The 12,361-nt window shown below is 57.5% G+C and carries 6 protein-coding genes; 5 read left to right on the top strand and 1 reads right to left on the bottom strand.

Annotated features, from left to right (window positions below; all coding sequences use genetic code 11):
• Window positions 1-12: 12 nt before the first annotated feature.
• Window positions 13-1,557 carry a PTS transporter subunit EIIC gene (locus B3B59_RS15680; RefSeq protein ID WP_040074512.1) on the bottom strand — a complete coding sequence of 515 codons (1,545 nt, stop codon included), beginning with the start codon at window positions 1,555-1,557 and terminating at the stop codon, window positions 13-15.
• A gap of 286 nt (window positions 1,558-1,843) precedes the next feature.
• Between B3B59_RS15680 and B3B59_RS15675 the strand changes: the two genes are divergently transcribed.
• The 5 genes from B3B59_RS15675 to rodZ all read left to right on the top strand — a co-directional run bounded on the left by B3B59_RS15675 (window position 1,844) and on the right by rodZ (window position 12,345).
• The gene (locus B3B59_RS15675) at window positions 1,844-6,802 is read left to right on the top strand and encodes an alpha-2-macroglobulin family protein (RefSeq protein WP_286809495.1); all 4,959 of its coding nucleotides are present in this window, start codon (window positions 1,844-1,846) and stop codon (window positions 6,800-6,802) included.
• 1 nt (window position 6,803) lies between these two features.
• The gene (gene pbpC, locus B3B59_RS15670) at window positions 6,804-9,128 is read left to right on the top strand and encodes a peptidoglycan glycosyltransferase PbpC (protein ID WP_286809494.1); all 2,325 of its coding nucleotides are present in this window, start codon (window positions 6,804-6,806) and stop codon (window positions 9,126-9,128) included.
• A 161-nt stretch (window positions 9,129-9,289) separates the two neighbouring features.
• Window positions 9,290-9,721 (top strand): nucleoside-diphosphate kinase, encoded by a 432-nt coding sequence (gene ndk / locus B3B59_RS15665; protein ID WP_003860625.1) that lies wholly within the window; start codon window positions 9,290-9,292, stop codon window positions 9,719-9,721.
• Between the two features lie 169 nt (window positions 9,722-9,890).
• A complete protein-coding gene (locus B3B59_RS15660) occupies window positions 9,891-11,057 on the top strand; it encodes a bifunctional tRNA (adenosine(37)-C2)-methyltransferase TrmG/ribosomal RNA large subunit methyltransferase RlmN (protein ID WP_040074516.1) in 1,167 nt (388 codons plus the stop codon).
• Between the two features lie 292 nt (window positions 11,058-11,349).
• Window positions 11,350-12,345 (top strand): cytoskeleton protein RodZ, encoded by a 996-nt coding sequence (gene rodZ, locus B3B59_RS15655; protein WP_286809493.1) that lies wholly within the window; start codon window positions 11,350-11,352, stop codon window positions 12,343-12,345.
• Window positions 12,346-12,361 lie beyond the last annotated feature (16 nt).

Here is a 12,361-nt window from a genome sequence, read left to right as displayed (position 1 = left end):
CTTTAGCTCCTTTCAGAGAAACGTCTCAACGGCTTCTCGCATTTTTTTGACATGCAGCCCGTAGACCACCTGAACGTTGTTACCTTGTTTGATAATGCCTTTCGCACCCGTCGCTTTCAGTCGCGGCTCGTCGATGATCGCCACGTCTTTTACCGTGACGCGCAGGCGGGTGTAGCAGTTATCCACCACTTCAATGTTTTCGCGCCCGCCCAGGCCAATCACAATGGATTCACCCAGCCCGTCGTTATTGCCTTTCGCCTGATACTCCTGCTTGCTATAGAGACGGGTCTCTTGCTCGTCATCTTCCCGACCCGGCGTCTTCATGTTGAAGTGAACAATCAGGAAGCGGAAAATCACAAAGTAGAGAGCAAACATGATGAGCCCGACCAAAATGTACATCGGCCAGTTGGACTTCTCGGTGCCGAGCGGCAGGTTATAAAGAATGAAATCGATAATGCCGTTCGCACCGATGGCGTGAACGCCAAACAGGGAGAAGAGCATCATGCCAATCCCGGTCAGTACCGCATGCACCACGAACAGCAGCGGGGCGACAAACAGGAAGGAGAACTCGATAGGTTCGGTCACGCCCACCAGCAGGGAGGTGAGGGCTGCCGGGATCAGAATCGCTTTTGCCGCAGCTTTACGCTCAGGCTTCGCGGTCATGTACATCGCCAGCGCCGCCGCAGGCAGGCCAAACATTTTGCTGATACCGCGCGCATCCCAGACCACCGTACTGCTCAGTTGCTTTACGTCCGGACAGGCCATTTCGGCAAAGTAAATGTTGCGCGCGCCCTGGTAGGTGGTGCCGCATACCTCCTGGGTACCGCCCAGTTCTGTATAGAGGAACGGGGTATAGACCAGATGGTGAAGACCAGTCGGCACCAGGATACGTTCAAGGAAGCCATACACCGCCACCCCAAACGGGCCTGCCCCTTTAATGGCCAGCGCCATTGCGCTAATACCATGCTGGGCGAACGGCCAGAGCTCACTCATCACCACGCCCAGTAGCATTGAGACGGGCAGCATCACGATAGCGACGAAGCAGTGGCCGGAGTAAATAGCCATCGCCCCGTTAAACTGTACCCCGGAATATTTGTTGTAGAGGTAGCCCGACAGCGCGCCAGTCAGGATCCCGGCGAAAACGCCCATCTCGAGGACTTGTACCCCGAGTACCATCGCCTGCCCGGCAGCTTTCATCTGATCGGCAGGGGCAAGCGCGCCTTGCAGCTGCAGGGTCACGTTCATGGCGTTGATAAAGACCACAAAGGTCACCAGGCCGATCAGGGCCGCGTAACCTTTATCGCGTGTCGCCAGGCCGATAGGGATCCCCACAGCGAATACCAGCGCCAGGTTTACTAACACCGAAACGGCAGACTTGGCGATTAACTGCCCAAGGCTCTGCACCAACGGATGCCCAAGAAACGGCAGGTAATCGGCAAGCGCGCCATTACCCAGCACGTTACCAAAGGCGATAAACAGACCAACGATCGGCAGGATAAGTACCGGTCCGTACAATGATTTTCCGAAATTTTGTAGGGCGTTCACGGCTCGTTTCATGGCTATCTCTCTTATTGAACCGCGCACTCGGGGTGCGTCTTAGGCATAAAACTAGCAGGCGCTAACGGAGCTTAGCCAGCTATCTTATTGTTTTAAAAACAAATGACCTAAAAGGTAACATGTAACCATGCAGGTTGTGATCGGTATAACAGGGTGGATGCTGTTCCCTATACCATTTTGCGAGATGCTTTCCAGCCCCCTCAAAATGGGCTTTTGTATTAATGAAACTTGCGGATAATACTTAACCCGACGACGACCAACAGGCCTCTCAGGCCAGGGATGCAGGATGAAACCGTTTCGCCTCGCCGCGCTGTCCATAGCGCTGCTGACAGCCTTTACGCTTGCCGGCTGTGATGACAACACCGAGAAACCCCATGCAGAAGCGCCGGCAACCGCTGCCGCAACGCCTGCTGAACCGAAGGCCGCGACTAAACCCGACGATGCCACGCTGCAAAAACTGGCGGAACAGAGTCAGGGCAAGCCGCTGACGCTGCTGGATGCGTCGGAAATTCAGCTCGACGGCGCATCGACGCTGGTGCTCACCTTCTCGGTGCCGCTCGATCCTTCCCAGGATTTCGCAAAAACCCTCCACGTCGTGGACAAGAAAAGCGGCAAGGTAGATGGCGCATGGGAACTGGCGCCAAATCTGAAGGAGGTCCGTTTACGTCATCTGGAGCCCAACCGCAATCTGGTGGTGACCGTTGAGCATGGCCTGCTGGCACTGAATAAAGCCACCTTCGATAGCGACTACGAAAAAGCGATAACTACGCGCGATATCGAGCCTACCGTCGGCTTTGCCAGCCGCGGCTCGCTGCTGCCGGGCAAGGTGGTAGAGGGGCTGCCGGTCATGGCGCTGAACGTCAGCAACGTTGACGTCAATTTCTATCGGGTGAAACCGGAGTCGCTGGCGGCATTTGTCAGCCAGTGGGAATACCGTAACTCCCTGACCAACTGGGAATCCGACAATTTGCTTAAAATGGCGGAGCTGGTCTATACCGGCCGCTTCGACCTCAACCCGGCGCGTAACACCCGTGAAAAACTGCTGTTACCGCTGCGTGATATCGCGCCGCTGCAGCAGGCCGGTGTTTACCTGGCGGTAATGAACCAGGCGGGGCATTACAATTACAGCAATGCCGCCACGCTCTTTACCCTCAGCGATATTGGCCTGTCGGTTCACCGCTACCACAACCGGCTGGATATCTTTACCCAGAGCATTGAAAACGGTGGCGCGCAGGCCGGCGTTGATGTCGTGCTGCTCAACGACAAAGGCCAGACGCTGGCTCAGGCCGCCAGCGACGGCGATGGCCACGCTGTGCTGCAAACGGATAAAGAAGCGGCGCTTATTCTGGCGCGTAAAGAGGGGCAAACCACGCTTCTCGACCTCAATCTGCCCGCACTCGACCTCGCCGAATTCGCTATTGCCGGTGCGCCAGGTTTTAGCAAACAGTTCTTTATGTTTGGCCCGCGTGACCTCTACCGGCCGGGAGAAACGGTAATTCTTAATGGCTTACTGCGCGACAGTGATGGCAAACCCTTGCCTGACCAGCCGGTAAAACTGGAAGTATTACGCCCGGATGGACAGGTGGCGCGAACGGTCGTGAGCCAGCCGGAAAATGGCCTCTATCGCTTTAATTATGCGCTGGATAGCGGCGCACAGACCGGGATGTGGCACATCCGCGCCAGCACCGGCGATAATCAAAAGCAGATGTGGGATTTCCACGTCGAAGACTTTATGCCGGAGCGGATGGCGCTGAATATCAGCGGGCAAAAAGCGCCTGTTAAACCGCAGGACAATGTCAGCTTTGACGTGAACGGGTATTACCTGTATGGCGCGCCCGCAAACGGCAATAATCTGCAGGGGCAGCTGTTCCTGCGCCCGCTGCGTGAGGCGGTCGCGGCACTGCCGGGATTCCAGTTTGGCGATATCGCTGAAGAGAACCTGAGCCGCAGTCTGGATGAAGTTCAACTCACGTTAAATGACGAGGGGCGCGGGCAGGTCAGCGCGGAGAGCCAGTGGAAAGAGACGCACTCACCGCTGCAGCTCATTTTGCAGGCCAGCCTGCTGGAGTCCGGTGGCCGCCCGGTGACACGTCGCGCTGAACAGGCTATCTGGCCGGCGGACACGCTGGCGGGGATTCGCCCGCAGTTCGCCAGCAAAGCGGTCTATGACTACCGCACCGACACCACCGTGACGCAGCCCATCGTGGACGAAAATAGCCAGGCCGGTTTCGATATTGTTTACACCGATGCCAGCGGCGCCAAAAAAGCAGTTTCAGGTCTGCAGGTTCGCCTTATCCGCGAGCGTCGTGACTACTTCTGGAACTGGTCAGAGAGCGAAGGCTGGCAGTCCCAGTACGATCAAAAAGATCTGATCGAAGCGGAGCAGGCGCTGGATCTGAAGGCCGATGAGACCGGTAAAGTGAGCTTCCCGGTGGAGTGGGGATCATATCGTCTGGAAGTAAAAGCGCCAAACGACACCGTCAGCAGCGTCCGTTTCTGGGCCGGTTATAGCTGGCAAGATAACAGTGAAGGCAGCGGCGCGGCGCGCCCGGATCGCGTTACGTTGAAGATAGACAAACCGGCTTACCAGCCTGGCGATACCATCAAGCTGCATATTGCCGCCCCGGCTGCCGGGAAAGGCTATGCGATGATCGAATCCAGCGAAGGGCCGCTATGGTGGAAAGAGATCGATGTTCCGGCCGACGGGCTGGAGCTCTCTATTCCTGTCGATAAAGCCTGGAAACGCCACGACCTCTACCTCAGTACGCTGGTGGTACGTCCCGGCGATAAGTCTAAATCTGCCACGCCAAAACGCGCCGTCGGCCTGCTGCACTTGCCGATGGGGGATGAAAACCGTCGTCTGAATCTTTCGCTGGAAAACCCGCCAAAAATGCGTCCTGACCAGACGGTGACGGTGAAGGTGAAAGCCAGCGTTAAAGAGGGGGCGGTGCCGCAGAAAGTGAATGTCCTGCTCTCGGCGGTGGACAGCGGCGTGCTAAACATTACCGACTATGTCACGCCGGATCCCTGGCAGGCCTTCTTTGGGCAGAAGCGTTACGGCGCCGATATTTACGATATCTACGGCCAGGTCATAGAGGGGCAGGGGCGTCTGACCTCCCTGCGCTTCGGTGGCGATGGCGATGAGCTCAAACGTGGCGGCAAACCGCCTGTTAATCACGTGACCATCATCGCCCAGCAGGCGCAGCCGGTTGAGCTGGATGCTAACGGCGAAGGCACCATTACGATGCCGATCGGCGATTTTAACGGTGAGCTTCGTCTGATGGCACAAGCCTGGACCGACGACGACTTTGGCAGCGGCGAAAGTAAGGTCGTGGTCGCGGCACCGGTCATCGCTGAGCTCAACACCCCACGCTTCCTCGCCAGTGGCGATATTTCGCGGCTGACGCTGGATCTCACTAACTTGACCGATCGGCCGCAGACGCTGAACGTGGCGTTAACGGTTCACGGCAAACTGGCGCTGGAAGGGGGGCAACCGCAGCCCGTAAAACTGGCGCCCGGTGCACGTAGCACCCTATTCATCCCGGTGCGTGCGCTGGAGGGATATGGCGACGGAGAGGTAGTGGCCCAGGTCAATGGCCTGTCGCTTCCCGGCGAAACCTTCGCGCCGTTGAGTAAAAACTGGAAAATCGGCGTGCGTCCGGCCTTCCCGGCACAGACGGTTAACTCGGGTACGATGCTCAACCCGGGGGAGAGCTGGATTGCGCCAGGGCAACACCTTGCCGGTTTCTCGCCTGCAACGTTGCAGGCGCAACTGATGCTGAGCGGTAAACCGCCGCTCAACCTCGCGCGTTATATCCGTGAACTGCAGGCCTATCCTTATGGCTGCCTGGAGCAGACTACCAGTGGACTCTTCCCGTCGCTCTACACCAATGCCGCGCAGCTGGCTGCGCTAGGTATCAAAGGTGACACCGATGAAAAACGGCGTGGTGCCATTGATGTAGGCATCTCGCGTCTGTTACAGATGCAGCGGGATGACGGCGGTTTTGCGCTCTGGGATAAAAACGGCCCGGAAGAGTACTGGCTGACGGCCTACGTGACTGACTTCCTGGTACGGGCGGGCGAGCAGGGCTACAGCGTGCCGGCAGAGGCGCTAAACAGTGCTAACAACCGTCTGCTGCGTTATCTGCAGGACCCGGGCATGATCTCTATTCGCTACAGTAACGATACCCAGGCCAGTAAGTTCGCGGTGCAGGCTTATGCCGCGCTGGTGCTGGCGCGTCAGCAAAAAGCCCCGCTGGGTGCGCTGCGTGAAATATGGGAAAAGCATGCGCAGGCAAAATCGGGTCTTCCGCTAATGCAGTTAGGCGTCGCGTTGAAGATGATGGGAGATGCGCCACGAAGCCAGCAGGCGCTGGAAGCTGCGCTGCAAACCCCGCGTACAGATTCGCAAAACTGGATCGCGGATTACGGCAGTCAACTGCGTGATAACGCCATGATGCTCGCGCTGTTGCAGGAAAATTCTCTGTTACCGCAGGCACAAAACACCCTGCTGAATGCCCTGGCACAGCAAGCATTCAGCCAGCGCTGGTTATCAACCCAGGAGAGTAATGCCTTGTTCCTCGCCGGACGCGCGCAACAAACGCTCTCTGGTGCGTGGCAGGCCACCACCAGCCTGGCAGAAGAGCCGGCGCACGGTGACAAACCGCAGGTAACCAATGTCGATGGCGATCGGCTGGCTGCGCTGCAGGTGACTAACAGTGGCACCAGTCCGCTGTGGGTACGTCTCGACAGTAGCGGCTATCCACAGCGTGCGCCGCAGCCTTCCTCGAAGGTGCTGAAAATCGAGCGCCACATTCTGGCCACCGATGGCAGAAGCAAAGATCTCTCTACCCTGAAGAGCGGTGAGCTGGTACTGGTCTGGCTCGAGGTGCAGGCCAGCCAGAACGTACCGGATGCGCTGGTGGTTGATCTGCTCCCTGCCGGTCTTGAGCTGGAAAATCAAAATCTGGCCAGCAGCAGCGCCAGCCTGCAGGAGAGCGGTAGCGAAGTGCAAAATCTGCTAAACCAGATGCAGCAGGCGGATATCCAGCACATGGAGTTTCGCGATGACCGTTTTGTGGCCGCAGTACCGGTGAATGAAGGCCAGCCCGTTACGCTGGTCTACCTGGCACGTGCCGTGACGCCGGGGACCTATCAGGTGCCGGTCCCCATGGTTGAATCGATGTACGTTCCCCAGTGGCGGGCAACGGGTGCGGCAAGTGGCCCGCTGACTGTAGCCCCGTAACGTGCCGGTTCTTTCACCATTGCGCTCCCGCTGGCTGTGGCTGGCGGGGGCGATTCTGCTGATATGGGGGCTGGTTGTTACCGCCGATCGCCTGTGGCCGCTACCGTTAAAAGAGGTTAATCCCGCGCGGGTTGTTGTGGACGAACAGGGCACGCCGCTCTGGCGCTTTGCCGACAGTGAAGGGATCTGGCGCTATCCGGTCACAATAGAAGAGGTCTCTCCCCGCTATCTTGAAGCGCTGATCCAGTACGAAGATCGCTGGTTCTGGGATCATCCGGGCGTTAACCCCTTTTCCGTTCTGCGTGCCGCCTGGCAAGATCTTACCTCTGGCAGAGTGGTTTCCGGAGGGAGCACCCTGACCATGCAGGTCGCGCGCCTTCTCGATCCACATCCCCGCACCTTTGGCGGCAAAATTCGTCAACTCTGGCGCGCCCTGCAGCTGGAGTGGCACCTGTCAAAGCGCGATATCCTGACGCTCTACCTCAATCGCGCCCCCTTTGGCGGCACATTGCAGGGGGTAGGGGCTGCAAGCTGGGCCTACCTGGGCAAATCACCGGCACAGCTCAGCTACTCCGAGGCGGCATTGCTGGCAGTATTGCCGCAGGCGCCGAGCCGTCTGCGTCCTGACCGCTGGCCCGGGCGCGCCGAAGCGGCGCGCAACAAAGTGCTGGCGCGGATGGAAACCCAGGGGGTGTGGAGCGCGAAGCAGGTGCGGGAATCCCGTGAAGAGCCGGTGTGGCTGGCGCCGCGTCAGATGCCGCAGCTGGCGCCGCTGTTCTCGCGAATGATGCTGGGCAAAAGCCGCGACGATAAAATTGTCACCACGCTGGATGCCACCTTGCAGCGCCAGCTTGAAGAGCTGGCAATGAACTGGAAAGGACGCCTGCCGCCGCGTAGCTCGCTGGCAATGATCGTTGTCGATCACGCCACGATGAAAGTGCGCGGCTGGGTGGGATCGGTAGACATTAACGATGACAGTCGCTTTAGCCATGTGGATATGGTGAGCGCAATCCGATCCCCGGGATCGGTCCTGAAGCCCTTCGTTTATGGCCTGGCGATGGACGACGGACTGATCCATCCGGCCTCGCTGCTACAGGACGTTCCTCGCCGCACTGGCGATTATCGGCCTGGCAATTTTGACAGTGGATTCCATGGCCCAATCAGTATGAGCGAGGCGCTGCTACGCTCGCTGAATCTCCCTGCGGTACAGGTGCTGGAAGCCTACGGACCGAAAAAATTTGCCGGGAAGCTGCGTAACGTCGGCTTACCGCTCATCTTGCCCGCCGGAGCCCAGCCCAATCTGGCGCTGATTCTGGGCGGGGCGGGGGCACGCCTGCAGGATATTGTCGCCGCCTACAGTGCTTTTGCCCGGCATGGAAATGCCGCGCGACTGCGTCTGTTACCCGGCGATCCGCTGGTTGAACGCCCGTTAATGACGCCGGGGGCGGCGTGGATCATTCGTCGAATACTGGCTAACCAGGCCCAGCCTTTGCCAGATAGCGCGTTGCCTCAGGTGGTGCCGCTGGCGGTTAAGACCGGAACCAGCTATGGCTATCGCGATGCCTGGGCTATCGGTGTTAATGCCCGCTATGTCATCGGCATCTGGACCGGTCGGCCGGACGGCACGCCGGTGGCGGGGCAGTTTGGCTATGCCAGCGCGGTACCGCTGCTTAACCAGGTGAATAATTTGCTGCTGTCGCACTCGGTGGTGGATGAAGCGCGACTCCCACGCGACCCGCGTCCTGCGTCTGTGGGGCGCGGGGTCATCTGCTGGCCTGGAGGCCAGGCATTGCCCGATGGGGATGATAACTGCCGTCGACGTCTGGCAACCTGGCTGCTCGATGGCAGCCAGCCGCCTACGCTTTTACTGCCCGAGCAGGAGGGGATGCGAGGGATCCGCTTCCCGCTGTGGCTGGATAGCGCCGGTAAACGGGTCGCGGCAGATTGCCCGCAGGCGAGGCAGAAAACGGTCGACGTCTGGCCGCTGGCGCTGGAGCCGTGGCTGCCGGGAACAGAGCGGCGGGCGGAGCGTATTCCACCGTCATCGACGCAGTGCCCGCCGTTGAGTCAGGACGATCCGGTGCCGTTAATTCTTTCCGGTATTCAGGAGGGGGCGGTTGTTAAGCGTCTTCCGGGCGAGCCGCGCGTGTCGCTGCCGCTACAGGTTAGCGGCAGTACGGGGCAGCGCTGGTGGTTTTTAAACGGTGAACCGCTCAATGCGCAAGGGCGGACCTATACCTTAAAACTGGAACAGGCCGGGGAGTATCAACTTCTGGTGATGGATGAAGCCGGGCAGGTGGCCACTGTGCACTTTACGCTGCAGTAGGTAAACGGAGAAAAGGGGTCTCTGAACGTTTCTGTTGTTGAAACTCGTCTTATTTTAAAAAAATGTTACATCCATCCATAGGCAATGGCGCTATTGCTCATTATAATCCGCGCCAGGTCTAACGCTGTATGCAAACCACATAACAAATCACAGAGGTAATCATGGCTATTGAACGTACTTTTTCCATCATCAAACCAAACGCGGTGGCAAAAAACGTTATTGGCAGCATCTTTGCTCGCTTTGAATCTGCAGGGTTCAAAATCGTTGGCACCAAAATGCTGCATCTGACCGTAGAGCAGGCTCGCGGTTTCTACGCTGAGCATGAAGGTCGCCCATTCTTCGACGGCCTGGTAGAGTTCATGACCTCTGGCCCAATCGTTGTCTCTGTACTGGAAGGCGAAAACGCGGTTCAGCGTCACCGCGATCTGCTGGGTGCAACCAACCCGGACAACGCCCTGGCGGGTACGCTGCGCGCTGACTACGCAGACAGCTTCACCGAGAACGGCACCCACGGTTCCGACTCTGTTGAATCAGCAGCCCGTGAAATCGCTTTCTTCTTCGCAGAAGGCGAAGTGTGTCCACGTACCCGTTAATTTAACGGTTTCGTTTACACATTATTTTCGTAAATGCCACGTGCAAACGTGGCATCCCTGCGCCAGACTTTGTACAATGCAACGCCCCGGATGAGCACACTGCTTTCCGGGGCGTTTCTTTTCAACCCTCCACGGGCCATAACGTGTAACAACGAGGCCGGAAAAAATTATGTCTGAATTAGTGAACACCTCCGAAATCGCCACGCCTGCGGTTCCAAATAAAAATGGAAAAATTAACCTGCTGGATCTGAACCGTCAGCAGATGCGCGAGTTCTTTAAAGAGATGGGCGAGAAGCCATTTCGTGCCGATCAGGTCATGAAGTGGATGTACCACTATTGCAGCGACAACTTTGATGACATGACTGACATCAATAAAGTGCTGCGTAACAAGCTTAAAGAAGTGGCTGAGATTCGCGCGCCGGAAGTCGTAGAAGAGCAACGCTCTTCTGACGGCACCATTAAGTGGGCCATCGCCGTGGGCGATCAGCGTGTTGAAACGGTCTACATTCCGGAAGACGATCGTGCAACGCTGTGCGTCTCTTCACAGGTTGGCTGCGCGCTGGAGTGTAAATTCTGCTCTACGGCTCAGCAAGGCTTTAACCGCAACCTGCGCGTGTCCGAAATTATTGGCCAGGTCTGGCGTGCGGCGAAAATCGTCGGTGCGGCAAAAGTGACCGGTACCCGTCCGATTACGAACGTTGTGATGATGGGCATGGGCGAACCGCTGCTCAACCTGACGAACGTTGTGCCGGCCATGGAGATCATGCTCGACGACTTCGGCTTTGGTCTGTCTAAACGTCGCGTTACCCTCTCTACCTCAGGCGTTGTGCCTGCGCTGGATAAACTGGGTGACATGATCGACGTGGCGCTGGCTATCTCCCTGCACGCACCTAACGACGAAATTCGTGACGAAATTGTACCGATCAACAAAAAGTACAATATCGAAGCTTTCCTTGCCGGTGTACGCCGCTATCTGGAGAAGTCCAACGCTAACCAGGGCCGCGTGACCATTGAGTACGTGATGCTGGATCATGTGAACGACGGTACCGAGCATGCGCATGAGTTAGCCGAGCTGCTGAAAGATACGCCATGCAAGATCAACCTGATCCCATGGAACCCGTTCCCTGGCGCGCCGTATGGCCGTAGCTCTAACAGCCGCATCGACCGTTTCTCCAAAGTTCTGATGGAGTACGGTTTCACCACTATCGTGCGTAAAACTCGCGGTGATGATATCGATGCCGCCTGTGGTCAGTTGGCGGGTGACGTCATTGACCGTACCAAACGCACGCTGCGTAAACGCATGCAGGGCGAGTCGATTGCGGTCAAAGCCGTCTAATCCTTATGCCGTCACCGCGCAGGTTTTGCGCGGTGACGGCGTCTCACGCGCATAATCATTCCGTGTGCGAGTGAAGGGGAAATAATTACGGTGCGTTTCTGATGACTTTAGGGCAGTATGTAACGACGCAACAACAGTTTAGCCTCGCGGGCAGGCCTCTTCTGTCAACAAAAACCTGACAGTCCAGGACTGTCTTACTAAGGTTAACTGACCAGAAGTTTCGCGGTGCGGGTAGCATTGTGACTCACCGGCACCTGGATCCTTAATTTTCACGTACCAGTAGTTGTAGCGAATGAATACTGAAGCCACTCACGACCAAAATGCAGCACTTTCCACCGGCGTTCGTCTCCGCAACGCCCGTGAACAACTCGGACTTAGCCAGCAAGCCGTTGCAGAGCGCCTATGTCTGAAGGTTTCCACGGTTCGCGATATTGAAGAAGACAAGGCTCCGGCCGATCTCGCTTCAACGTTTCTGCGTGGTTATATCCGCTCTTATGCAAAACTGGTGCATATCCCCGAAGAAGAACTTCTGCCTATGATGGAAAAGCAGGCACCGGTCAGAGCGGCTAAGGTCGCGCCGATGCAGACTTTTTCTTTAGGTAAACGCCGCAAAAAACGCGACGGCTGGTTGATGAGCTTTACCTGGCTGGTGCTGTTTGTAGTGATCGGTCTGACGGGCGCATGGTGGTGGCAGAACCACAAAGCGCAGCAGGAAGAGATCACCACCATGGCCGATCAATCTTCTATCGAGCTTAACAACTCCGGAAACAGCGGCGCGCAGAACGTTCCTCTGAACACCGAAAGCAGCACGCCTTCAGCCGATCCGCAGACAGCAGCAACCGCTGCGCCTGCGGCAACGCCGGCACAGACGCCAGCAGCCGATCAGCCTGCTCAGGCACCGGTGGATAACGCCGTGGTTTCTCCGTCTCAGGCGAACGTCGATTCTGGCGCTCCGGCCACCACGACGACGGATACCGCCCAGACTCTGCCGTCCGATCCGGCAGGGGTGGCAACCCCCGCGGCTGACCCTAATGCACTGGTCATGAACTTCACCGCCGATTGCTGGCTGGAAGTGACCGATGCCACAGGCAAAAAACTCTTCAGCGGCCTGCAGCGTAAAGATGGCAGTTTAAATCTGGCAGGCCAGACACCGTACAAACTTAAAATCGGTGCACCATCAGCCGTACAGATTCAGTTCCAGGGTAAACCTGTCGATCTGAGCCGTTTTATCAGAACTAACCAGGTTGCGCGTCTGACCCTCGATGCCGAACAATCAGCAGCACAGTAACAGACAGGCGACGCGG

Source organism: Leclercia sp. UBA2479 (assembly GCF_002341985.1).
In the GTDB taxonomy this organism is placed as follows: Bacteria; Pseudomonadota; Gammaproteobacteria; order Enterobacterales; family Enterobacteriaceae; genus Enterobacter; species Enterobacter pneumoniae.
The sequence above is the reverse complement of the archived record's forward strand: the minus strand, read 5'-3'. Positions and strand labels throughout refer to the sequence as shown.

Bases quoted from the DNA above. Each gene is read 5' to 3' on its own strand.
- ndk (WP_003860625.1), top strand. From the start codon at position 9,290: ATGGCTATTGAACGTACTTTTTCCATCATCAAACCAAACGCGGTGGCA.
- B3B59_RS15680 (WP_040074512.1), bottom strand. From the start codon at position 1,557: ATGAAACGAGCCGTGAACGCCCTACAAAATTTCGGAAAATCATTGTAC.
- rodZ (WP_286809493.1), top strand. From the start codon at position 11,350: ATGAATACTGAAGCCACTCACGACCAAAATGCAGCACTTTCCACCGGC.
- B3B59_RS15675 (WP_286809495.1), top strand. From the start codon at position 1,844: ATGAAACCGTTTCGCCTCGCCGCGCTGTCCATAGCGCTGCTGACAGCC.
- B3B59_RS15660 (WP_040074516.1), top strand. From the start codon at position 9,891: ATGTCTGAATTAGTGAACACCTCCGAAATCGCCACGCCTGCGGTTCCA.